Origin of the sequence: Thermanaeromonas toyohensis ToBE (assembly GCF_900176005.1) — a bacterium.
Classification (GTDB): domain Bacteria; phylum Bacillota; class DSM-521; order Neomoorellales; family Neomoorellaceae; genus Thermanaeromonas; species Thermanaeromonas toyohensis.
In genome coordinates this window covers 574,803-599,363 of sequence record NZ_LT838272.1, presented here as the reverse complement: position 1 = coordinate 599,363, position 24,561 = coordinate 574,803, and the positions used below count along the sequence as shown (strand labels likewise).

The window sequence follows — 24,561 nt, the reverse complement described above, 5'->3', positions numbered from 1 at the left end:
CCCCCAAAAGAAGGAGGAGCTACATTAGAGGGGGAAACCCCAAAGTTTTAAGGTGGCCTTCTTTAAGTCCTCTTTAACTTTATCTTCATTTAAAGACAGAACTCGGCCCTCAACCACCACCAGCCGGCCTCCCACCATAACCGCTCTAATGTTTTCTGGATTGCGATAAAGAACGAGCTGGTCGAAGATATTCTTTTCATTTATTGGTGTGGGAGTATCAGCGGAGATGGCCACCAGGTCGGCCTTACAACCGATTTCCAGGCGTCCCAGTTCCGGTCTTCCTAACGCCCGGGCACCCATTTCCGTAGCCATGGCCAGGACCGCCCGCGCTGGCATTACCGCCGGGTTCTTCTGGGCTGCCTTATGTAAAAGAAAAGCTCCCCGCATAACCTCAAAAAAGTTGTTTATATAGCCGTCGGTTCCTAGGCCCACAGTTACCCCGCGTTCTAAAAGCTGGGGAACAGGGGCGATCCCTCCTCCTACCTCACAGTTGGAAAGGGGCATATGCACCAAGTTTACTTTATATTGGCTTAAGAGTTCTATTTCTCCCGGGCTTAAATCAACTCCCTGGGAAGCCAGCACATGGGGGCCTAGAATACCTAGGTCCCTGTACACTTCTACCGGCCGCTTCCCGTAGGTCTCCAGGCAATACTGGGGTTCATAGCTGCTCTCCGAAAGATGCATATGGAACATGGCGCCTAGCTCACGGGCCATCTCATCCGCTTTTTTAAGGAAGGTAGGAGAGCAAGTGAAAGTGGTATGCACGCTTAACAAGCCTGTTACTAACCCGCCGGAACTTTCCCTAATCAACCGTGCATTTTCTTCTAGCCCCAACTCGCCATTTTCTGTATTTACGCGCTCGCAAGCTTCAAAGGAGAGAATTCCTCTAAGGCCGGCCTTCTCCACCACTTCTTTTTCCATCAGAAGAGCCCCTGGTATAGCATTGGGCGCTTCCAGGATATCGCAAAAGGTGGTAATACCAGAACGCAGCATCTCTAAGCAAGCCCAAGCCGTAGAAGCTGCGATCATTTCGTGATCTAGCCGGTTTTCGATCATGGGCCACCAGAAATCATCTAGAAAACTTTTAAAGCCCGTAAGGGTTACCGGGACTTCGATACCGTGGGAAAGGACGCCATACATATGCATATGCCCGTTTATAAAGCCAGGAATTATAATACAATCGCGAAAATCGTATACTTCTTCTCCATTAAGGTTTTGCAGTAGTTCTTCGTTAGATTTTACTTCCTGGACCTCTCCACCCTTTATGCGTATTCCCCATTCTCGCAGGGCCCCCCGGGTAACCGAAGGAATAAGAAACCCCCCCAGAACAACCGCCATTTTATAAATTCCTCCTGCTCATTCTTTATTTAAAGGCCAGACTTTGGGGCAAGCCTTTAATAGGCCTGGCCCGACTTCAGTCCATTTTCTAGGAGAAGTGTCTTGCCCTTTGAAGGCGCAAAAGCCAAAATAGGTTAGCCATGAAACAAGAATATACCTCCATAATTGCGCATTCTATTTGTATTGACGGATATCTAATTTGCCTTCCTCCAGATCTTTCATAATCCTAGCTATCCTGTCCTTAACTTCCTGGGGAACCTTATTCTCAAATCCATGCCAGGGTGAAAGATATATGGCCCCTTCTTTTACGCCTAGATTGTAAAATTTGGGCTCAAATTTGTTGTTATAAATAAGATCTACTACATGAAAAATTAAAACAGGAACACTCTTTATAACGCTAACCAATACTGTATCTGGAGCTACGGGGTTCTGATCCATATTGCTACCTATAGCCAAGATTTTCTTCTCTCTGCAAGCCTGGATAGAGCCAAGTCCGGCCTGATTAGCATTGGCCATTATAATTATCTGCCCCCTGGGCTATCATGGCTAAAGCCATCTCTTTAGCTTTATTAATATCGTTGAAATTGCCCACTACTTTTGATTTGCTCATGAGGGCGGCTATAGCACCCATTATAAATCCTTGCATCTCGTTATCTATATTCACAGAAGCTACGTTGGGAGGCTGGGATATATTGCTGCTGGTTACTACAAATTTAGCTTTAGGAAACTGGGAGGCCACTTTCTTAGCCGCATCGCCAAACTGGAACCCGTGGCCTATGATTAAATCATATCCTTGTAGGGCGAAACCCCTGAAATTTTCTTCCATATCCGACTGGGCCACATTTTCTACATAGGCTACGGAAGCCCCATATTTCTTCTCTGCCTGTTTTAACCCCTCATAGGCCGAAGCGTTCCAGCCCATATCATTTATAGGTCCCGGAAGGAGAAGGGCTATTTTAAGCTGTTTCTTCCCTCCTTTAGCCTCACCGCTGGGAGAAGCCTCGACCCCCGTATCGCTGCTACCAGGTTGGGGTTTAGATCCACAACCTACCAATACGGCCAGCAAAGTTAAAGTTAAAAAAAACGCCATCCATTTTTTCATACCCCTTGACTCCCTTCATAAAGTTTTCTTCTTAAGGTCTGCGCCCTTTTCTGGGCTTTTTCCCAAATCTCTTCCTCGTCCACCAAAGTAGAACGGCCTTTCCATACTACCACTCTACCGTCTACCAAGACAGTGTCCACATCACCTCCGTTGGCGTTGTATATTAGGGCCGACTCTATGCGGTGCACAGGTGAAATATGGGGGCGGTCGAGGCGCACGGTTATAATATCGGCCTTAGCCCCTTCCCGCAATACTCCTAAGTCTTCTCTCCCTAAAGCCCGGGCACCTCCTTGGGTGGCCATGCATAGTACCTCGTCGCAAGAAATAGCTGCGGCATCCATGGTGCGGAGTTTCTGCAGGCAAGCCGTAAATTTGAGAACTTCCAGCATATCCTGGCTGTTGTTACTCCCCGGACCATCGGTGGCCAGGGCCACATTGATATCTTTCTTAAGCCAGTCGGTAACCCGGGCCGCCCCAGAGGCTAGATACATGTTGGCTATAGGGCAGTGGACCAAGGATACTCCGCTTTGAGACAATACTTCCAGTTCATCATCTTCCAGCCAAACCCCGTGCACGTATTGTATATTCTCCCCTAAAAGCCCCTGCGCTTTTAGCCAGTCCACATTGCGCTGGCCATACTTTTCAATTGTTTTTTGTACCACCGCCTCGCTTTCTGCTACATGGATTTGAATGAAAATATCATTATTCCGGGCATATTCTGCAGCCGTCCTCACCAGTTCTGACGAACAGGCCCAGGGATTAAGTAACCCTAAGGCCACGTTTAGGCGTCCTCCGGTCTCTCTCTGCCATTTGGATAGTAACCGGTCCATTTCTTTAAATACCGTATCTTTATCTTCCATAAGCGGCGGGTGGTAATTCTGGTCCGCCGAGGTACGGCATAAGTACCCCCGTATACCTGCATCTCGCATGGCTTGCAATACCATATCGGAGCTGGCCTTAACGGTATGTACATAATGCATATCTATTACGGTGGTGGAACCACATTTTAAGTTTTCTAGGCACCCTATTAAAGCTGCAAGGTAGAAATCCTCTTCGGTCATATTTAAGGCCAAAGGCCAGACGGCTGTCTTAAGCCACATAAAGAGAGGCTTATCATCGGCGAGCCCCCTTATATAGGTCTGGAAGAGGTGGGAGTGGGCGTTTATAAACCCCGGGAGAACAGCACAGTTTTTAGCATCTATTACTAGAGAACATTGTTGCTCTAACACCTTTTGACGTCCGTTATCTTGTCTTTCCCCTTCATCTACTTTTACCTCCTTAATAAGATTCCCTTCCACCCAGACGTATCCCCGCTTAAATTCTGCTTTCTTTCCGTTCCAAGTCAAAATCCACCCATCTTTTATAAGGATACCCATGCATCCCTCATCCTCTCTAGTGAAAGCTTTTGAACGGCCCGTCGCTGCTTCTGGCATGGAGGAAAAAAGATTAAACTAGCTGGGAAACTAGCTTTTGGGCAGTGGGACAAATAGCAATGCCACCTTCAGCTGTTTCCTTTAATTCAGGTGGTAAGCTTCTACCTACTTTTACCAGGGCTTCTATAACTTCTTCCAAAGGGATAAAGGATTTAAGGCCAGCCAACGCTATATCCGCAGCAGCTAGGGCGTGGGCTGCACCAAGGGCATTTCGTTTTACACAAGGTATCTCCACTAGGCCTCCTACTGGATCACATACTAACCCCATCAGCCCTTTAAGGGCAATGGCTGCTGCATCTAAAGCTTGCCAGGGGCTACCTCCTACCATCTCCACTGCCGCTGCCGCAGCCATAGCTGTAGCGGCCCCTACTTCAGCCTGGCAACCCAAAGCAGCTCCCGAAAGGGAAGCCATAGAAGCCATCACCATTCCCACTCCGGCAGCAGTGAACAGCCCATCGATGAGGGTTTCCTCAGGAAGCTTTCTTTCTTCTTCCAGGGCTAACAGAACTCCTGGTAAAATACCACAAGATCCAGCCGTAGGAGCTGCTACAATCTTCCCCATGCAAGCATTGACTTCGGCTATGGCTAAAGCAATAGTTATAGCCCGTGCTGTGGTACCACCGGACAAAAGCTTATTTTCCCTTCGGGCTTGTTCCAAGAGCCGCCCCCCGCCGCCTATCAAGCCGCTGGGTGATTTCATATCCTCCTCCAAGCCTTTACGCGCTGCCTGGCGCATAACCAGAAGCCTTTTCCGCATCTCGTGCCGGATCTCTATAAGCTCCCGACCACTTGTCTCTTTCTCCCATTCCTGGGCGGCTTGACTTAAGGTGAGTTTTTTCTCCCGTACCATAGAAAGAATCTCCTGAGCACTTTTAACGCCTACCACGGGACCCCTCCTCTGGACTGATTTCAGGGTATTTGGCAGGTTGGGGAGGTATCTTAAAGGACTTTACCAGGGGAGATATATCTCAACCTGCTTTTTATTTTTAGCTACCACGCGTCCCCTTTTAAGGACATATAGTTTAGTCGCCTGGGTTATAATAGCCTCCGCTGGATCCCGGGCATCTAAGATAACCACATCAGCCTGGGCGCCGGGGTGTAAACCATAAAGCTTCCCAAGTCCTGCCGCTTGGGCCGCATTATAAGTCCCCATACGCAACACAGTTTCTAGCTCCTGAGGCAACCCCATCTGTACTACCTGGGCGGTAATTAACGCTTCTTCCAACATATCTGCATTGCCAAAGGGCCGGAAGGGATCGCGTATATTATCAGAAGCATAGGCCACATTTACCCCCGCCTTGAGAAGTTCACGTACCCGGGTAACCCCACGGCGGATAGGCTGTTTATCCTTACGCCCCATTAGATAAAGATTACAGGAAGGAAGAGTCACTACGCTAATGCCCGCTTCCTTCACTTTAGCTATAACCCGGTTAGCCACCTCATCGGAAACTGCCGCCAAAGCGCAACAGTGACCCGCCACCACCCTCCCTTTAAATCCCCTCTTGAGTACTTGATCGGCTAGGTATTCTAGCGTCCTTACATCGGGTTCATCGGTCTCGTCCACATGGAAATCTATAGCTAAATCATATTTTTCGGCTAAATCCAAAGTCTTATCTATTGCCTCAAATGGATTTAGGGCTAAATGGGGTGCGCCACCTAAAGCCTCAACACCTAAACGGGCGGCCTCTTCTAGAAGGTCTAGCGTTTTCCTGTCCAATTCATACTTTACCCCTGCAGGCATGGCTACAAGCTGAAGATCAATAACCCTTTTAGCTTTTTCTTTAAGCTCTAGCAAGGCCTCCAGGGCTATAAGGCCGATTTCGGGTACCACAGTTACATGGCTCCGTATAGTACCTGTACCATTTTCAATGGCTAATTCCAGTACTTGGCGAGCCCTAGTCTGTATATCTTCTTTAGTCAAGGAAGAATATCGGGAGCCAAAAGCCAGGATAGCATCTTCTAAAGAGTTTACCCCCGACTCTACTCCCACCATGGCCTTTTCTAGGTGAGTATGGACATCAACAAAGGAAGGGATGGTTAGCCTCCCTTGAGCCTCTATAACTTGCTGGGCAGGGTAGGAAAGGTTTTCCCCTATATCTTGTATTTGGCCATCTTTTATAGCTATATCCTTTAACTCGCCCTCCATTAGCCGGGCTTGTTTTATAAGAATATCCACCTTTTGATTTACCCCGCTTTCAAGGTGTTAAATAATTTTTTAGAGAAAATTTAAGTGTACGTTAAATATTCTTCTCCCCCTAAAAGGATCCTCCTTAAACCAATAAAAACTCCCGCTCGAAAGCGGGAGGAAAGGTTTCTTATTTATATTGCTCATACAGCTTTAATATATCGATTTTACCAGCTTTAAGATCCTCTGTAACCTGGTTTATCTTTTCTTTAACTCCAGCCGGAAGTTTCTGGTAGCTGGGGTTCCACACTATCCCGGTAGCTCCTTCCTTAACACCTATGGGGTAGAATTTGGGTTCAAATTTACCTTCCTGGACGGTCTTTATAAGAAATTCTATGGCAATAGGATAGCTCTGGAGGGATGAAGCTACTACAGTATCGGGGGCTACCGAGCTCTGATCATGGTCATAGCCTATAGCCATTACTCCTTTCTCCTTGGCTGCTTGTATAACGCCTAAGCCGCCCTGATCAGCATTACCCATCACCACGTCAGCCCCCTGCTGAATAAAACTTAGCGCTGTCTCTTTAGCCTTAGCTACATCTTCAAAGCTCCCTGTAAAGGCCGACAGCACTTTAACTTGGGGATTTACCATTTTAGCCCCGGCTATGAATCCTTTTAAGGCATTGGCTATGGGCGGTATTTCCATGCCCCCGATATAGCCAACTTTGCCTGTCTTGGTAATAAGACCAGCTAGGACTCCGCCAAAAAACCCGGCTTCCGTATTCATCACCTGTAAAGAAGCTAGGTTGGGAGGCTGGCTTATATCGCTACTGGTAACGATAAATTTGACTTTAGAAAATTCCTGGGCCACTTTTTTAGCTGCTTCACCAAATTCAAAGCCATGGCCGATAACTACATCATACCCTTGAGCTGCATAAGCCCTAAAAGCTTCCAGTTGCTCAGACTGGCTAACCCTCTCCCGGTAAGCCACTTCTACCCCTAAATCTTTCTCCGCTTTTTTAATACCTTCATAGGCCGAAGCGTTCCACCCCATATCGTTAATGGGGCCGGGTAAGAGCAAGGCAACTTTTAATTTTTTCCCGCTCGTTCCGCTACTATCAGCCTTAGCCGTTTCCTGGCTTTGCCCCTTGGGCGGCTCACTCGTTTTCTGGCCGCCGCAGCCAGCTAAAAGGAGTGTTAAGGCAAAAACTAAAAGTAAAGCTAAGGTAGTAACTAGAAACTTTTTCTTTTTGATTCGCAATCCCCTTACCCCCTTACTTTATTATTTTTATGGAGATTATTTAAAAGCGATCTCTTTTTAAAGGTTTATGCTAAAAGTTTAATTTTAGCTTCTCTTATTTATCTTCTACTACTTTACTTTTCGCCCCCCTTTAAGGTTATCTCAGTGATTAAATTCGCTGTACTAAAAGAGGTTCCTCCTAATTGTTAAGGTATTTACATAAATTTTTTAAGGTGTACTAAATCCCCTTTGCCACTCAAAAATAAAGGCCGGGGTTTAAAAGATTTCCCCGGCACCGGTTTAATCATCTTTAAAACTTAACGCATAGTGGCCGCTAAAATAGCCTTTGCCGCATGCAGTCTATTTTCGGCCTCATCATAGATTACCGAGTGCGGCCCATCAATAACCTCCTCAGTAACCTCAATCCCGCGGTCAGCAGGCATGCAATGCATGTAAATAGCTTCGGGCCTGGCCAGGTTCATACGCCGGCCATCCATCACCCAATTAGAGTATTTTTCGATGAGATCTGCACCTTCTGTATCGCTACCCGTATAAGCAATGGGACCCCAGCTCTTGGCATATACTATATGGGCATCTTTACAAGCCTCATCCATATCATGTACGATTTCAAATTTAACTCCCGCTTCTTCAGCGTTTTTCTTGGCCTGCTCTACGATCTCCGGAAGGAGATAAAACTCGGGGGGATGGGCTAAAGTTACATCCATGCCAAAGCGCGGCATGAGCAATATAAGATCTTGAGGCATAGAGAGGGGTCTAATGTATTTAGGGGCATAGGTCCAAGATATAACAAATTTTAGACCCCGGAGATTAGGTCCGAATTTCTCCCGTATAGTCATCAAATCAGCTAAGGACTGGGTCGGATGGTAAAGATCGCATTGTAGATTAATAACGGGAATCTTAGACCACTTGGCCAGCTCCCGCATATAAGCGTTGCCTACTTTAAAAGCGCAATTACGCACTCCGATACCATCACCAAAACGGCCTAAAACCTCTACTGTATCCTTAGCTGTCTCTCCATGGCCGATCTGGGTCATCTTGGGAGTGAGGTAAACAGCGTGACCTCCTAACTGCGTCATACCAGTTTCAAAGGCATTACGAGTCCGGGTGGATTCTTCAAAGAAAAGCATATATAAGGTGCGATCCTCTAAAAGATGATGCTTCTCCCTAAGCATCTTCCGGCGCTTAAGGTCAAAAGCAAGATCGAGTAAAGTCTCGATCTCTTCTTTAGTCCATTCCTGCCAAGTAATAACATGTTTCCCTTTAAGATCTGTTATCATGTCTAACTCCCTCCATTTAGAATTTAGTTTGGCATCAGTAACTAAATGGGCTTTAGATTAAGTTCTACTTAAATTTATTCCACATCTTTTCCCGTTCTCCTGCTAAAAGCAAAAAAGAATTTCAACCATGCTCTATAAAGATAAAGAAGAGACCGACTTTAAAGAAGCTCGGCCTCTGGGAGGAAAATATCAGAAAAAAACCAGCTCTTTTTAGTGCTCGACTAACTACTCCGGCAGAGTGTTTATATCTATCTTGCCCTCTTTCATATCTTTTATTATCTGCTCAATCTTAGCCTTAGCTTCGGCGGGTACCTTGCTTTCTAGCTTTTGATTCCAGTAAAGCCCTACCACTCCCTGTTTTACCCCCAGCGGGTAAAACTGGGCTTTAAACTTACCCTCTTTAACCTGCTTAAGCATATATACTATCCCATCAGCTATGTTACGATAAGCGCTGACAAACACAGTATCTGGTGCGATACCGCTTTGATCCTTAATAACCCCGATAGCCAAGATCTTCTTCTCCTGGGCGGCCTGAATGACCCCTAGTCCAGCCTGGTCAGCATTATGCATAATTATGTCAGCCCCATTTTCAATAAAGGCCCTGGCTGTCTCCTTGGCCTTAGCTACATCCTCAAAGCTTCCTGTAATAGCGGTTAAAGGCTGGACTTTAGGATTTACATATTTAACACCTTTTTTAAATCCCTCAATGGTATCAGTTACGGGAGGGATGCCTAATCCCCCTACACAGGCTACTTTACCCGACTTGGTCATAAGGGCCGCCAGGGCGCCACCTAAAAAGCCCGCCTCCTTAGCCAGGACGCTATAGGAACCCACATTAGGTTCTTGAGATTCCCGGCTATCGGTTATAAGAAAAGTAGTCTTGGGAAATTCCTTGGCTACTTTCTTTGCCGCATCAGCAAACTGAAAGCCATGGCCGATAATTACGTTGTATCCTTGGGAAGCATAGGCCCGGAACGCCTCTTCAAAATCAGATTGGGGTACACTTTCCCGGTAAGCCACTTCAGCTCCTAACTCTTTCTCAGCTTTCTTGATGCCATCATAGCAGGAAGCGTTCCATCCACCATCATTAATAGGGCCTGGTAATAAGGCGGCTACTTTAAATTTGGCCTCAGCTTGGGCCCCTTCCTTCGAAGCTCCTTCCTTTGGGGCGCTTTGTTTACCTCCACACCCGTTTAACACCAAGAGCGCTACTAGGGTTAACACCACTAAGGGAATAATTCTTTTCACTTTTTTAACCTCCCTTTTAGGGTACCTCAAGGTAAAAATATGCTATATTATATTCTCCCTTTTCTCCAATATTCCTGCAAGAAACCTGAAAAATGTTAACAAAATTTAACTCTTAGGCTCTTGTTTATTTATAACCCTCCATATTTTTTCGAAGGTGGCAGGTATCTCATACAGGCGACAGCCTAAAGCATGGCAGATGGCATTTATAATAGCCGGGGCTACTATCTGGGTAGCTGGCTCTCCCAATCCCCGGGCGCCAAGGGGACCTAAAGGATCAGGGTGCTCTACTATCAAGGGGATAATCTCTCCTGTATCTAGAGTTGTAGGCAAGAGGTAGTTAGAATAACTTAAATTTAATAGCCTTCCTTCTTGTGCTTTCACCTCTTCAAGCAGAGCATACCCTATCCCCATGGCTGCCCCACCAGCGATCTGTCCTTTAACCTCCCTTTCGTTTAGGGCATTACCCACATCATGGGCAGCCCAAAAATTGAGTACCTGTACTTGACCAGTTTCGAGATCTACCTCCACTTCTGCACAACAAGCCGCATATACATAGCTAAAATAGGCTTCTCCCTGACCTCTTTCCCGGTCCCAATAAAGATCAGGCGCTTTATACCATCCAAAACTATATAGGCTTACCCCGCGCGCATAACACTTTTCAGCTACTTCTTTAAAACTTAAGCCCTTCGAGGGATCCCTTCTCCAGAAGATGCGCCCTCCTGCAAAAGCTATCTCTTCTGCCTTTACCCCTAGCATCTCACCAGCTACTTCAGCCATAGCTTGGCGTATCTTTTCTGCTGCTATTTTGATAGCCTGTCCACCTATAACTGTACCCCGGGAAGCTACCGTGGGCCCGCTATCTATCACCCGGGAGGTATCTACGGGATTAAAACTTAAAGATTCCGGGGGCACCCCCAGGATCTCGGTTATCAAGCGAGCGAAGGCAGTCCGGGAACCCTGGCCCACTTCGGCGATTCCAGTGGATATGCTTAAACTCCCATCCCGGTGAACGATAATAGCTGCACCCGCGGCATCCAAACCCTCCCCACCAGCACCTAAGCAGGAACCCCGGAAGCTACAAGCCATACCTATACCCCGGCGCTTTAACCCCTGTTGCTGGCTGTAAGCTTTCCTTTTGTTTTCCCAGTTTGAAGCCCGGGCTACCTCATCCAGGCATTCCCTTAGACTAACTTCATGTAATACTTGCCCGCAAGCTGCTACAGATCCTTCCCGGAACCCATTCTGCCAGCGTAGCTCCAGGGGGTCCCGCCCTAGAACTTCCGCCAATTCATCCATTAGAAGCTCCATAGCAAAATTAACTTGAGGAGAACCGAATCCCCGTAAAGCGTCGCTAGATACGTTGTTAGTAAAAACTCCATAAACATCTATGGATACATTAGGTATTTCATAAGGCCCGGCCGCCTCTATGCTCGAGCGCCAGGTTACTAAGGGAGTCTTGGAAACATAAGCTCCCGCATCAGCGATAGCCTTTACTTCCAGGGCACATAAAGTCCCATCTCTTTTAGCTCCCAGCCGGTAATGTAAAATATAGGGATGGCGTTTAGTGCTCTCCAGTATAGATTCTTCCCGGGTTAAAACTATCCGCGCTGGCCGCCCAGTAACTTTAGCAGCCAAAGCTGCCCGCGCTCCTAAAACCGCCATATCGTAATCCTTGCCCCCAAAGGAGCCCCCTATAGTAGTTTCTACAATGCGGATGCGATTTAGATCCATGCCCATGGCCTCAGCCACAATCCTGCGCATGTTAAAGGGGCTTTTGGTAGGACAATAAATGGTGATTTCTCCCGAAGGTTCAGGAACTGCTATAGCTGCTTCGGGTTCCAAGGCAGCATGGTAGACCCGCTGAGTCCGGTAGGTACGTTCCAATATTATTTCTGCCTCTTTAAAACCTTCCCTTATATCTCCCCGGCGCACCTTATGTTGGCAAACTAAATTGCCCCCAGGATGCACTTCAGGCGCCCCTGGCTTAAGGGCTTCCTCGGGATCAAATACAGCAGGTAGCACTTCATATTCTACTTTAATTTTCTCTAAAGCTAGAGCAGCGGCCTCCTCTGTTTCGGCTACTACTATGGCTACCCCATCCCCTGTATATCTTACCTCTTCCCTGGCCAGCACAGGTCGCTCTTTAGGTCGGCAAGGTATCCCAGGTAGGTCTTTGCCGGTAAGTACCGCTAATACCCCTTTAACCCCCATAGCCTCTCTTGTATCTATAGAACGAATAAGAGCATGGGCATAGGGGCTGCGAAGAACTTTAACTTCTACCATACCAGGAAACTTTAAATCGGCTACATATTTAGCCCGCCCAGTAACCTTCTCATAGGCATCCACCCGTTTTAAAGAGCCCTTCATGGTTTTCCCCTCCTCTCCAAGGCTAAAGTGGCGAGTCCAGCTTTTTAAGCCAAACTCGCCACCTATACGGAGCAAGTACGCTTGCCCCCACTTTGTATTTCTTAGTTTACCTAATAAATTAAACTACTCTTTACTATAAGGTTTACCGCTAGCTGCTGGCGGGATAGCCTTCCCTACAAAGCCGGCTAAGGCTGCTATAGTTAAAATATAAGGGATCATGAGCAAAACTTGGTAAGGTATACCCGAGTTAGCCGCCTGAAGTCTATATTGCAAGGCATCGCCCGCACCGAAGAGCAAAGTGGCTCCTAAAGTGCCTAAAGGTGTCCACTTACCAAAAATCACGGCTGCTAAGGCGATAAAACCGCGGCCAGCGGTCATGTTTTCGGTGAAGAAATTAAGAAGGCTTAAAGAAAGATAGGATCCGGCCAGGCCAGCTAAAGCCCCGCCGACGATGCAGGCGCCATAGCGTACCCGGTAAACATTGATTCCTACTGTATCGGCGGCCCGCGGATGTTCTCCTACTGCCCTTATCTTAAGGCCTAAGGCGGTTTTAAATAATATAAAATGAACCACAGGTACTAACACCAGGGCCAGGTATACGAGCTCTGTTTGGTTAAACAGGACAGGGCCTAAAACAGGCATCCTAGACAATACCGGGATAGCTACAGGATGAAAGGAGTCTATAGCTGGAGGTGCGGTATTAACCCCGAAGATTACACGGGCAAAAGAAGTGGTAACGCCTAACCCCAATATATTAAAGGCCGTTCCGATTACTACTTGATCCGCCTGGGCGCTTACTACCAGGTAAGCAAAAAACAAACCACAAATAGCTCCTGTAAGAACAGCCGCCAGTACCCCTAACCAGGCATCCCCTAAAAAATAACTCCCGGCTACCCCGGCCAGGGAACCCATAAGCATCATTCCTTCTACCCCTATGTTAACTACCCCTGCCCGCTCGCTAAATATAAGGCCGGTAGCCGCGATCAAAAGGGGAACAGCTGTACGGATATCGGCCGCTAGAAAATTAATTATTTCGGCTAGCCAAGTATTGCCCATCTTGACCTCTCACCTCCTTAACGTCCAAGGCTTGTGCTGCCTTCAAGCCTCGCCTCTTCTGCCACCGGCGTAGCATCCCTTCCGCAGCCACAAAAATGATCACAAAAGCTTGGATAATATATACTACCGCCACCGGAACTTTAGCTACCATCTGCATCATATTTCCTCCACTGCGTAACACCCCAAAAAGGAGAGCAGCTAGCAATATACCTACCGGTGAATTATAACCTAATAAAGATACTGCAATACCATCATACCCATATCCAGGAGAAAAGTTCTGGAAAAGACGGTGCTGTATACCTAAAATCTCTCCTACTCCAGCTAGCCCCGCCAGGCCTCCAGCTAAAAACATTACAAGCATAGTGTCGCGGGAAGCATTTATTCCAGCATAAGCTGCTGCCTGGGGATTATTCCCCACTACGCGTATCTCATACCCTATATTCGTCCGCCAAAGGAAGAAATAATATCCTAAAACCATAAGGAGGGCTATTAAGAATCCCAGATGCAAACGAGTACCACTTAAAATAACGGGGAGTTCGGCTGTCTTAGCTACAGGTGGGGTCTGGGGAAAATTACCCGGAGGCTCAATAAGGGGACCAGTTACCATGTAGCTTATAAGATAAATACCTACATAATTTAACATTACAGTAGTAATGATCTCGCTGGCTCCGAAGCGCACTTTAAGCCATCCTGGGATAAATCCCCATATACCTCCAGCCAAAAACCCTGCTAGTATGCTTAAAGGGAGGTGGATGAAAACCGGCAACCCTTTAAGGGCAAAGCCCACCCACACGCTAGCTAAGCCGCCTAAGTAAAGTTGCCCTTCCGCCCCGATATTTATAAGCCCGCCTTTTTTAGCTAGGCCAAAGGATAAACCAGTGAAAATTAAGGGCGTAGCCTTAACTAGAGTTTCCCCTATACCATTTAAAGAACCTAGGGCTCCCTTGAGCAAAGCCTGATAAGCTTTAACAGGGCTTAAACCCATGAGGGCTATAGCTAGGGCTCCTAAAATTAACCCTAAAACAGTAGCTATAATCGGAGTGGCTAAGGTTTTTGCCCCTTGAGCTATAAACCTTACAAGGTGATTTTCTTCTTTCATATTGTCCCTCCTGAAAGTAAATCTAGTAGGCTAAAGAGCGCCAGGGACGCTCAGCCGCAAAACGTAAGGTGCCTGCCCTTTCCGCAAGCTTATAAGCCCTCTCATTAGCTTCCTTTATTTTGGTAGCTTCATTTACTGTGGTAACCCGCCCATCTTCCAAAACTACCCGGCCATCTATCATGACTAGCTCTATATTTTCTGGGCTAGCGGAATAAACAAGGGTAGAAACAGGGTTATGCATAGGAGTAGCCTTAGCTGTACGTGCTGGATTAAATATGAAAAGATCAGCTTTTTTCCCTACTTCTAAGGAGCCTATTCTATCTTCTAAACCTAAAGCCCGGGCAGCATCTATAGTAGCCATCTCCAGCACCTTTTCCGCTGTAATCACTGTGGGATCTAGATGGGCTACCTTAAGAAGGAGGGCAGCAAATTTCAAGGTCTCCAACATATCATTGCTATTATTGCTCGCCGCCCCATCAGTGGCCAGCCCCACTGTCACACCCCATCCTAAAAGTTTAGGTATAGGCGCAACCCCCGAAGAAAGATACATATTGCTTACTGGATTATAGGAGACCCGGGCATCAAAAAATTTGCTAAGGCGTACGTCCCGGTCAGTTAAATAAACACAATGGACCATTAAAGTTTTGGGGCCTAGCATCCCTAATTGTTCCAATACATCTATATCAGGCAAGCCGTGCTCAACACAGCTTGCTTCCCTATCAAAGGGGGTTTCAGAAATATGCACCATGATCCCAGTATCATATATTTTGGCTAATTCTTTAACTTTAAGAAGCATCTCCCGCGTATTAGACCATACAGCCGCCGGGGCCAGCCATATCTGGATCCTGCCGTTATCTGCCTGGTGGAATTCTTTAAAGAGCCGGTGGCAGTCCGCCTCCACCGTGGTTACATCTTGCATAATGGCCCGGGGAACCCCATGCCTTTCCCCTGTATTCATCATCCCCCGGCCATATACGGCTCGCACACCCAGCTCCCGGAAGGCCGTAAGAATCCCATCCGATAAACCAGGGCAGCAATGGGGATACATAAAATCCACCATGGTTGTAGTACCGCTATGCAGCCCATCCAAGCACCCTAAAATAGCCCCATAATAAGTATCTTCCGGGGTAAGAAAGGCAGCGCTAGGAAAGGTCATGTAAGCCAGCCAATCTTTAAGAACCCGGTCATCCCCTAATCCTTTAAGCAGAGATTGAAAGAGGTGGTTATGGGTATTGATAAGACCTGGAAATATAGCCTTCCCCTGGGCATCTATGACCTTGCGCGCCCCTCCATAAGTAGCTAATACCTCTTCTGTGGGGCCCACCGCTTCAATACGATCTCCCCGTACACCTATAGCGCCATCAGCTATAATTTCCCGTCTGGCATTTATAGTCACCACTGTACCGTGGATAAAAAGATAATCAAGCATAGATACTCTCCCCCTCTAACAAGCTACTTTCCTGCGGGAGCCAGCCATCATCAGCCCCAACTCCTCTATATCTACCTCTCCCCCTGGTACAATACCCATGATCTCGCCCTCGTACAAAACAGCTATTCTATCGCTTAAAGAAAGAACCTCATCTAGCTCAGTGGAAATGAGCAGAACAGCTGCTCCCCGGTCACGCTCTTCTACTAGGCGCCTGTGGATATATTCTGTCGCACCTACATCTAGCCCCCGGGTAGGGTGCATGGCAATAAGGAGTTCGGGTTGCCGGCATACTTCTCGGGCTAATATAACCTTCTGCTGGTTACCACCAGAAAGATTCTTGACCGGTACCTCTTCGGAAAGGGCCCGCACATCGTATTCCTTTATAAGGCGGCAAGCATGCTCTTTAATAGTTTTCCAATCTAGAATAAACCCTTTAGAAAAAGGTTGCTGGTAATAGGTCTGGAGGATAAGGTTCTCTTTTATAGACATCTCCATTACCAGTCCTCGCAGGTGGCGGTCTTCTGGGATATGGGCGACATTCTGCTCCAAGATCTTCCGGGGAGGCAAATTAGTAATATCCTGTCCTTTTAAAAAGACCTTACCCGCTATAGCTTTCCTTAATCCTGTAATTACTTCCACCAGTTCACTCTGCCCGTTTCCATCTACTCCGGCGATCCCTAAGATCTCTCCCCGGTAGAGGGAAAAACTTATCCCCTTTAAAGCCTTTAATCCCTTATTATCCAGGGCTTCGACCCCTTTAAGCTCCAAAATCACCTCTCCTGGGCAACAGGGTTTTTTGTCTACTTTAAAGAAGACCTCCCGACCTACCATCATACGGGCTAGTTCTTCTTTGCTTGTCTTAGAAGTTTCCACGGTACCTACTACCCGTCCAGCCCTCAACACTGTAACCCGATCACAGAGGCTCATAACCTCGTCTAATTTGTGGCTAATAAATATGACCGTATGACCTTCCCGGGTAAACTGCTTTAGCACTCGAAAAAGCTCCCGCACCTCTTGGGGAGTAAGCACAGCAGTAGGCTCATCTAGTATAAGGAGCCGAGCTCCACGATAAAGGGCTTTGACTATCTCTACCCTCTGTTGCTGACCCACTGAGAGTTGCCAAACTTTAGCATAAGGATCTACATCCAACCCATACTGATGTGATAATTCCTTTATGCGCGTAGCCGCCTGTTTTAAATCTAATAGACCTCCTGGACCGGCCTTCATACCCAGGATAATGTTTTCAGCCACAGTCAAAGCCGGGATAAGCATAAAGTGCTGGTGCACCATCCCGATACCTAATTCAATGGCTTCCCTGGGCGAAGTTATTTTGACTAGCCGGCCTTCAAAAATAATTTCACCGGAAGTGGGTTGATATAGGCCATAAAGTATATTCATAAGGGTGGTTTTACCCGCACCGTTTTCTCCTAATAAAGCATGGATTTCGCCCCGTTTTACTTTAAGGTTGACCCTGTCATTGGCCCGTAAAGCACCAAATTCTTTAATAATTTCCCGCATCTCTAAAATATAGTCCACGCTGTAACTTCCCCCTTAGACCCCTCTACTACCTTAAGGCCTCTCCTTTGCCCAGGAATATTTAAGTTCAGTTGAACATATTCGCCATGAATTTAGCGGTTCCTCCTCTTAGTTTCCAAACCTCAAAAGTATTTTAATAAGCTGGCCCAGAAAGGCGGTCGCTAGTCAAAGCTCTCCTCCGGCATAAAGATACGCAAAATCCGCAATAACGGCACTTTGTTTCATCTAAAGACATGACTTTATCGGGAGTAAGATTACGCGCCTGGTAGGGGCAACGCGTAACACATAGAAGGCATAAGTTGCATTTCTCCGGATCATAACTAAACTTTAGCTTGTCTTGATCCTCTTCTTCTCTTAAGTAGGGCAAAGCGCGGCCAGAGGCGGAAGAGACTGTAGGATATCCTAACTCGTCTAGAAGGGTATTTAAACCCTGGTTTAATTCTTGAAAAACTTTAAGGCCCTTAAGTATAGCTGCCGTGCATATCCCCACAGCGCTAGCCCCAGCTAACAGCATCTCTAGAGCATCAGAAGCATCCATCACCCCACCAAGTCCCACAACGGTGGGCCGGAAGGCTAAGGCTATTTCAGCTACACAGCGCAAAGTAATAGGTTTTAAAGCTGCTCCTGTAAGCCAGCCCCACCCTCTAGGGCTGCCTAGCAAGGGGTGGGCTGTCCGGATATCAAGGCGTAAAACCGGCCCGAAAGAGTCGGCCACTGTTAAAGCATCAGCTCCTGCTTCAAGGCAACGCCCAGCGGCCGAAACGATATCGGGCCAGTTAGGAGAAAGTTTGGCCAATACCGGGACGCTTGTCCTCTTCTTAGTTTCTTCAATCATAGGTACCATGGTATCTTCTGTATAGGAAACTAGCTCAATAAAATCGGCTCCAGCCTCCTCTACGCCTTCTACCAGCGCCCGGGCTTCTTCTGGCGTATGGCCTACCGAAGCTATTACCACTACTCCTTTGGACTTGGCGTAAGGGATCTCCTGGGTTATCCACTGTTCAGCAGTCAAGTCTGCCCATTTTTCCGCATTAATCAAGGTACCTGGAGCAGACATTACCATATGGGGGTAAGGGTTGTCCGCAGGTTTAAGCCGTAAAGTCTTGGTCGTTGCCGCCCCCGCTCCAGCTTTAAAAGCCCGGACCAGGGCCTCCCCAGAATAAGAAAGGGGGCCTGAACCTAAAATAAAAGGATTTTTAAGCTCTTTACCGCATAAGCTAACCTTAATGTTAGCCATATTTTCCCCTAGGCTAGAAATTAAAAAATAGACTTCTAGCCTAGGATTCTCCCTCCCTTTTCTTAACTGATATTAAGTCTTCTTACCCACCTCGCTGGGCTGCCTTAAGCAGTAGCGCTACTTCGGCCACCCTCCTAGCCAAACCCCGTACAGTCTCCAGGCCTATACTATCAGCTGCTGCGCCTTCTTCTTTTTTATCCTGAGACCACACTTTTCCCCCAGCGTAACCACCGATCTCGCCTCCCACCACTATGAGCCCCCGAGTGAGCATATAATTTATGAGTATATTTACGGTCACTTCCTGTCCTCCATGGCGCGTACCACCCACGGCTATGGCGCCCCCAGGTTTATTGCGGAGCATTCCAGGATAAACATGGTGGATGGGCCGCAGGCGGCTAAAGAAAGCGGCCAGGTGGGGTGTGGGAGCCATGACATAAACAGGGGAAGCGATTAAATAAGCATCAGCCTTGACAAATTCCTCAAAAAGCTCTTCCATGTCATCTTTGATACAACAGCGCGTTTTATGGGTTTTACAATAGTCACAGCCCGTACAAGGCTGTATCTTTTTACCGCGCAAGGTCATAAACTTGGTGCTCACCCCTGGCAGCTCCTGGGCTGCTCGCAAGGCCTCTTCCACCACATATTCCGTGGCTCCCTTGCGCGGGCTACCTGCCAAACCCAAAATTTCTACCGCCATCCCTTTTTACCTCCCCCACCACCCCCTATTCCTTTAGGAAGTCTTAGCTAATTTAAGGGGTAAAAGGGCATATACTTTCAAGGCTTCCAGCATCTCCTTTACACTTATCTGGTCCTGGTAAGAATGGGGGTGCTGTTCATTTCCTGGTCCAAACCCCAAGGTGGGTATCCCCGCCTGCCCTGCTGTATAATTGCCATCCGTAGAAAAACCCCAGCGCCCCACCACTGGCTCCCGGCCCAAGGCTTCCTGGAAGGCCTCCTTAAAGGCAGCTAAAAAGGGGTGTTCCTCTGGTAAGCACCAGGCAGGGAAGAATTCTTCACCCCCAAAGGGGTGGCCAGTATAAGAACGCTCATCATACTTAAGGATCTCCACCTTGCCTCCCAAAAGAGAAGCTATCCTTTCCACCTGGGCTAAAGCTACCTCTTTGCTCTCCCCTAAGGTTAACCTGCGGTCAAGATAAACAGCGCATTCCCCAGGAATGGTATTTAAAGAAGGGGTAAAGCATTCCACCTGGGTAGCGGCAATACTCCCCTTGCCTAGGAAAGGATCTTCGGCCAAGGTTCCTCCCATTTTTTCCACCAGGTTTAAAAAAGCGGCCGCTTTATATAAGGGGTTATCTGCTAGTTCGGGAGCGCTAGCATGGCCAGCCTTCCCAGGTAAAGTAACCTTAAATAAAGCGCGGCCCCGGTGACCCCGGCAGATCCTTAATCCACTCGCCTCTCCTATAACCACATAAGAAGGGTTAATCCCTGTTTCTTCTAGAAAATGCTTTATACCCCTGCCTTCCCCTATCTCTTCCCCTACTACACCCACTACATAAAGGGTAAAGTCCCCTTTTAACTCTAGCTCCTTAATAGCCTTTCCTGCATACACCATACAGGCCAGGCATCCTTTATCATCGCTAGCCCCGCGACCATACACAATGCCCTCTTCATATTTCCCACTATAAGGGTCGAAGCCCCATTCCTTAGCCTCCCCAGCGGGAACAGTATCCATATGGGCATCATAAATTATGGTCACCCGGCCCCTACCTATCCTCCCGGCCACATTCCCTAGAGAATCCACGATAACCTCTTCAAACCCTACTCGCCGCATCTCTTCCGCTAAATAAGCAGCCACCTCTTTTTCCTGGCCGGAAGGGCTAGGAATAGCAATAAGGCGCCTAAGAAAAGAAACTAACTCTTCCTGCTGTTTTTCTACCCAAGTATTTAAGTTTTCCCTCATTGTTAAAGCCCCTTTCTTAGGGATGAATCCACCTAACTTGCTAAGAGTTTAATCGTAGTTAATTAAGAGGTCGAATATCTAAAACTTAAATAGAGCACCTTAAAGGGGTTACTCTGGCCCAGCAAGCGCTAAAATTATAGATTTTCCTTCCTAGTTCCTGGCGTAAAGAACTAGCCGACCTTTGTTCAGCGATTAGCCACCGGTAGTAGCCTATATTTCTTATGTCGCCCACCAGCACTGCCCCTACTAAGGATTCCTCCCGGAATATAAGCTTATGGTAATTATTTCCGCGGTCTACCACCGTTACCTCCTCGTCCCCTTCTAGGGGTCGGATCCGACCCACCGAGGCTGCTTGAAGGCCAAAAAAGGAAGCAGCATTCACCCTGGTTCCCGTGCGAGCAGGGACGCGTAGCCCAGCCATATTTAAGCCTGCCGCTTCGCCCTGAAAGACAGCGTTAGGCCACATGGCGTTAACAGTGCCCTGGCGCCGGACAGGATCGTAAGTCTCTGCCACATCCCCGGCCGCATAGATTCCTTCCTGGCTAGTCTCCTGGTAAGGGTTCACCATTATCCCCCGGTTCACCTGTAAACCCATCCCTTTAGCCAGCTCAAGATTGGGAACCACACCTTTAGCTACTATAGCCAGCCTTGCCACTATCTTTTCCCCATTATCTAGATAAACAGCCTCTAACTCTTTCTCACCCTCGTAAGCAACAAGATCATACCCTAGCATTACCTTTATACCAGCATCCAGCATCCGCCTTTGAATAATAGATGCCGCCCTTTCATCTAGCATCTGGGAAAGAATCTGGGTCGATTTGACTACTAGGATTATTTTAGCCCCCCGGTTAATTAGAGCCTCAGTTGACTTAAGACTGACCAACCCGCCACCGATCACGGCTACCGGCAACCCTGGCGAATCCTCTAGCCTTTTTGCTACTTCTAGGGCATCCGCCAGGGTGCGCATGCCGGTAACCCCTAATAAGTGGCTTCCAGGCACTGGAGGAAGTTGGGGTGAAGCTCCGGTAGCCAAAAGTAGGCGGTCAAAGGAGAGAACATCGCCCTTTTCCAGATAAGCCTCATGGCTTAAGGGATCGACCTGTATCACTTTTTGCCCCAAGATAGCCTTTATCTTAAACTTCTCATAAAAATCCGGCGGCCGCATAAGTATATTTTCTAAACTCGCCGTGCCAGCTAGGATATTAGTAATAAAGATCCTAGAGTAAGCTGGATAAGGCTCATCCGAGACGATTGCAATTTCTCCCTTTTTATCCATCTTACGGATAGCCTCGGCTGCCGTAACCCCTGCAGCGCTGTTCCCGATAATAAGGTAGCGCATTCCTTTATCACTCACTTTGGCCTGGTTTTATATCTTCACGGGAATAGATCAGCTTTTCCTGGCCGATCCTATCCACAGCCTCCTTAAGGTCCAATTCCACTAGCTTCTTTATGGTGGGGTAGCCGGTGCGGGCATCCCAGTTGCGCAAGTAATAATATTCTTCCAGCATAGGCTTAAGCTTACAAACTAATCCTTTAGCCGCAGCAGAAGGGTTAGGCTCTTCCAGGAACCTGCGGGGCAAAGTATCGTCCTTCCGGGAAATACCGCACAAAATGTTATAGCAGCGTTGCAGGTTATATATACGCTCGCCTATTTTCTTTAAACCCTCTACATCAAGTTCTAGGCCTGTAGCATAGCGGATAGCCTTGGCCATATCCTCCCAGTAAATTTCGGCCAGGACAAAGGTCCCCCCTGATTTACAGTTTCCGGCACTATCCACTACAGCGGCAAAATCTTCTCCATCTTTAACTAAAAACCCTTTGTATTTGATACTGCGGGGATCAGCCATATCCGGCAAATATTCTTTGCCATAGCGCCGCTCAGCCTCGGCAGGATACCCAGTTTCATCTATAGTGGGGAAGGCTTTAAGATGGTCAGCTCCCCGGTTAGAGGTGACGTGGGCCAGGCCCATAGACTGCTGGGCTCTCCCATCTTGGGCTGCTATCTCTTGCCCCTTAACATGCATAGCGTAATATTCTGCGCCGCGACCTATTTTCTCCGCTGCCCTCTTTACCCCTTCGGCCAGGAGATCACCTAAACCCTGGCGGTAAGCGATCATGGTAAGGAGCTTAAATACAGTTTCCATATTACCCCAGGAAAGATCTAGTCCCTCTACTTCTCCCTTAGTAAGTATCCCTTTTTCCCATAGCTCCATGGCAAAGGATATGGCCCGGCTACTCGATATGCTGTCTAGCCCTAATCTATCCACCATATCGTTAGCTTTAAGGATCAAGGAAAGATCTCGGTTTAATATATTGGCCCCGAAACCGTTTAGAGTCTCGTATTCTACACTCCGGCAGACAAGGCCCTGGTGCTCTCCTTCTTTTACTTTAAAGAGCTTATCACAGGCTATCGGACAAGCATAACAGGCTAAGTGCTTTACAAAATGCTTCTGGTGAAGGGCTTCAGCATTTATCTCATCTGCCCATTCATAGGCACCATATTGGAAATTTTTGGTGGGAAAACGACCTATCATGTTCATTATGGATACAATACCTGGAGTACCGTATTTAGACACAGCGGGGTACACATCGTTAGCCCGCAGCCGCCGGTGAAATTCTAAAGCCAACTCGTGAAATTTATCCGGTTCAGCAATAGATACACCTTTACTCCCCCGGACGGCCACGGCTTTTAAATTTTTAGAGCCCATGACCGCACCCATACCGCTCCTACCTAAAGAGCGCTGGGGAGTAACCTGGATGCAAGCATAACGCACCATATTCTCCCCTGCCGGCCCGATACAGGCTACCTTAATATCCGGGTCTTTAATCTCTTCTTTTAAGGCCTCCTCAGTTTCTATAGTATCTTTACCCCAAAGATGAGAGGCATCGCGCAGATCCACTAGGTCGTCTTCAATATATAAGTACACAGGCTGGGGAGCGCGACCCTGGAAAATGAGCATGTCGTAGCCTGCAAATTTGATCTCTGGACCCAAGAAACCACCGGCATTGGAATCCCCGTATATATTAGTCAGAGGCGATTTGGCGATGGCCTCTATCCGGCCACAATTGGGGATAAGGGTGCCTACTAGGGGTCCCGTAGCAAATATGAGAAGATTCTCTGGGGAAAGGGGGTCTACCTGGGGAGGAACCTCCTCCCATAAAAGACGTATACCGAAACCATTGCCGCCTAAATATTTTTCAGCCAGACTTTCGGCTAAAGGGAGTATTTCTATCTTCTGCTTGGTAAGATCTACCCGCAATATATTTCCAGCGTACCCTTTGTATTTAAACATATTTTTCTACCCCCCAATCTTTCCCCCAACTTTTAAGCAGGTGGACTAAATTCTGCACAACCCGGCGTCTTTTGGCTAGGGTAGCCTCAGGTCCCTTTACTAATCTAAGGGCTCCCGGGGCACAGACCTTTACGCATTCAGGGTCCCCACCGCAGAGATCACATTTAAAAGCCTGACCCCTGTTAGGATCAAAGGCTACCCCACCTAAAGGGCAGGACGCCACACACATCTTGCATCCCATACATCGGCTAACCTCTATCTCCCAGGCCCCAGTATTAGGATTGCGTTGTATAGCCTGGACCGGGCACACCTCGGCACATATGGCCTTCTCGCATTGCTGGCAGGTAAAGGGTATATATAAGGCCTCTTTTTCGTACTTTAAAACTGAAATGCAAGATTTGCTGGGCCATACGGCTTTTTCCCGCCGAAAAGAGCAAAAAGCCTCACATAGTCTACAACCTGTACATAGGTCCGGATTAACATCTAAATACAAAGGCTTTCCTCCTCCCTTTTTAATCGCGTTCGCCTCCCGCTATAGCTAAAAGGAGGGCTATCTCTGTACCTGGAGCTATAAATTCTTTTAAAATCTCTTCTGTCTCTTCCCCCCCTTTAGTAAGAAGTTTTCCATTAGCTAATATAAGCAGACTAGAGTTAATCTTCCCTTGTTCCCGGAAAAGGAGTTTAGCCATCTCCCTTCCATATTTCTGTATAAGTAGTTCTAGTAACTCGCCTAAAGTTATGCCCTCTTTCCCCACTGGTAAAGCCAGCTTTTCGGTAGTCTTCCCCGCTACCTCAGCTACCAAGTTATAGTATTTCAAGGTTATTTCCATCCCCCATCC

Annotated in this window: 21 protein-coding genes; all 21 read right to left on the bottom strand. The window is 47.6% G+C overall.

Annotated elements, in window-relative coordinates; genetic code table 11:
* Nucleotides 1–24: 24 nt before the first annotated feature.
* Nucleotides 25–1,338 carry an amidohydrolase family protein gene (locus tag B9A14_RS02900; RefSeq protein WP_084663848.1) on the bottom strand — a complete coding sequence of 438 codons (1,314 nt, stop codon included), beginning with the start codon at nucleotides 1,336–1,338 and terminating at the stop codon, nucleotides 25–27.
* 174 nt (nucleotides 1,339–1,512) lie between these two features.
* On the bottom strand, nucleotides 1,513–1,854 hold the full coding sequence (locus tag B9A14_RS17530; protein ID WP_197686554.1) for a BMP family lipoprotein: 342 nt from the start codon (nucleotides 1,852–1,854) through the stop codon (nucleotides 1,513–1,515).
* Nucleotides 1,841–2,440, bottom strand: a complete 600-nt coding sequence (locus B9A14_RS17525) for a BMP family protein (RefSeq protein ID WP_197686553.1) — start codon at nucleotides 2,438–2,440, stop codon at nucleotides 1,841–1,843. The genes B9A14_RS17530 and B9A14_RS17525 overlap by 14 nt, the downstream gene beginning before the upstream one ends.
* Nucleotides 2,437–3,816 (bottom strand): amidohydrolase family protein, encoded by a 1,380-nt coding sequence (locus tag B9A14_RS02890; protein WP_084663846.1) that lies wholly within the window; start codon nucleotides 3,814–3,816, stop codon nucleotides 2,437–2,439. Before B9A14_RS02890 ends, B9A14_RS17525 begins: the two co-directional genes overlap by 4 nt.
* 70 nt (nucleotides 3,817–3,886) lie before the next feature.
* Nucleotides 3,887–4,759: an L-serine ammonia-lyase, iron-sulfur-dependent, subunit alpha gene (gene sdaAA / locus B9A14_RS02885; protein ID WP_157109756.1), complete on the bottom strand. Its 873-nt coding sequence runs from the start codon at nucleotides 4,757–4,759 to the stop codon at nucleotides 3,887–3,889.
* A 63-nt stretch (nucleotides 4,760–4,822) separates the two neighbouring features.
* Nucleotides 4,823–6,049, bottom strand: a complete 1,227-nt coding sequence (locus B9A14_RS02880; protein WP_084663844.1) for an amidohydrolase family protein — start codon at nucleotides 6,047–6,049, stop codon at nucleotides 4,823–4,825.
* 139 nt (nucleotides 6,050–6,188) lie between these two features.
* Nucleotides 6,189–7,259: a BMP family protein gene (locus B9A14_RS02875; RefSeq protein ID WP_084663842.1), complete on the bottom strand. Its 1,071-nt coding sequence runs from the start codon at nucleotides 7,257–7,259 to the stop codon at nucleotides 6,189–6,191.
* 296 nt (nucleotides 7,260–7,555) lie between these two features.
* Nucleotides 7,556–8,536, bottom strand: a complete 981-nt coding sequence (locus tag B9A14_RS02870) for an ornithine carbamoyltransferase (protein ID WP_084663840.1) — start codon at nucleotides 8,534–8,536, stop codon at nucleotides 7,556–7,558.
* Between the two features lie 225 nt (nucleotides 8,537–8,761).
* Entirely contained in the window at nucleotides 8,762–9,784 is a 1,023-nt protein-coding gene (locus tag B9A14_RS02865; protein WP_172839015.1) for a BMP family protein, read from the bottom strand.
* A 105-nt stretch (nucleotides 9,785–9,889) separates the two neighbouring features.
* Nucleotides 9,890–12,151: a xanthine dehydrogenase family protein molybdopterin-binding subunit gene (locus B9A14_RS02860; protein WP_157109755.1), complete on the bottom strand. Its 2,262-nt coding sequence runs from the start codon at nucleotides 12,149–12,151 to the stop codon at nucleotides 9,890–9,892.
* 123 nt (nucleotides 12,152–12,274) lie between these two features.
* Nucleotides 12,275–13,207, bottom strand: coding sequence for an ABC transporter permease (locus B9A14_RS02855; RefSeq protein WP_084663834.1), 933 nt, complete (start codon nucleotides 13,205–13,207; stop codon nucleotides 12,275–12,277).
* A complete protein-coding gene (locus B9A14_RS02850; protein ID WP_084663832.1) occupies nucleotides 13,176–14,306 on the bottom strand; it encodes an ABC transporter permease in 1,131 nt (376 codons plus the stop codon). The genes B9A14_RS02855 and B9A14_RS02850 overlap by 32 nt, the downstream gene beginning before the upstream one ends.
* Nucleotides 14,307–14,328: 22 nt before the next feature.
* Nucleotides 14,329–15,735 carry an amidohydrolase family protein gene (locus B9A14_RS02845; protein WP_084663830.1) on the bottom strand — a complete coding sequence of 469 codons (1,407 nt, stop codon included), beginning with the start codon at nucleotides 15,733–15,735 and terminating at the stop codon, nucleotides 14,329–14,331.
* 15 nt (nucleotides 15,736–15,750) lie between these two features.
* Nucleotides 15,751–17,253 (bottom strand): ABC transporter ATP-binding protein, encoded by a 1,503-nt coding sequence (locus tag B9A14_RS02840; protein WP_157110025.1) that lies wholly within the window; start codon nucleotides 17,251–17,253, stop codon nucleotides 15,751–15,753.
* A gap of 151 nt (nucleotides 17,254–17,404) precedes the next feature.
* Complete coding sequence (locus B9A14_RS02835; protein WP_084663826.1) at nucleotides 17,405–18,508, bottom strand: dihydroorotate dehydrogenase; 1,104 nt, start codon at nucleotides 18,506–18,508, stop codon at nucleotides 17,405–17,407.
* 82 nt (nucleotides 18,509–18,590) lie between these two features.
* A complete protein-coding gene (locus tag B9A14_RS02830) occupies nucleotides 18,591–19,205 on the bottom strand; it encodes a flavodoxin family protein (RefSeq protein ID WP_084663824.1) in 615 nt (204 codons plus the stop codon).
* A 33-nt stretch (nucleotides 19,206–19,238) separates the two neighbouring features.
* Nucleotides 19,239–20,429 carry a YgeY family selenium metabolism-linked hydrolase gene (locus B9A14_RS02825; RefSeq protein ID WP_084663822.1) on the bottom strand — a complete coding sequence of 397 codons (1,191 nt, stop codon included), beginning with the start codon at nucleotides 20,427–20,429 and terminating at the stop codon, nucleotides 19,239–19,241.
* An 85-nt stretch (nucleotides 20,430–20,514) separates the two neighbouring features.
* Nucleotides 20,515–21,768 (bottom strand): NAD(P)/FAD-dependent oxidoreductase, encoded by a 1,254-nt coding sequence (locus B9A14_RS02820; protein ID WP_084663820.1) that lies wholly within the window; start codon nucleotides 21,766–21,768, stop codon nucleotides 20,515–20,517.
* A gap of 7 nt (nucleotides 21,769–21,775) precedes the next feature.
* Nucleotides 21,776–23,722, bottom strand: coding sequence for an aldehyde ferredoxin oxidoreductase family protein (locus B9A14_RS02815; protein WP_084663818.1), 1,947 nt, complete (start codon nucleotides 23,720–23,722; stop codon nucleotides 21,776–21,778).
* Nucleotides 23,715–24,215, bottom strand: coding sequence for a 4Fe-4S dicluster domain-containing protein (locus B9A14_RS02810; RefSeq protein WP_084663816.1), 501 nt, complete (start codon nucleotides 24,213–24,215; stop codon nucleotides 23,715–23,717). Before B9A14_RS02810 ends, B9A14_RS02815 begins: the two co-directional genes overlap by 8 nt.
* A 19-nt stretch (nucleotides 24,216–24,234) precedes the next feature.
* A complete protein-coding gene (locus B9A14_RS02805) occupies nucleotides 24,235–24,552 on the bottom strand; it encodes a MoaD/ThiS family protein (protein ID WP_084663814.1) in 318 nt (105 codons plus the stop codon).
* Between the last annotated feature and the right edge of the window lie 9 nt (nucleotides 24,553–24,561).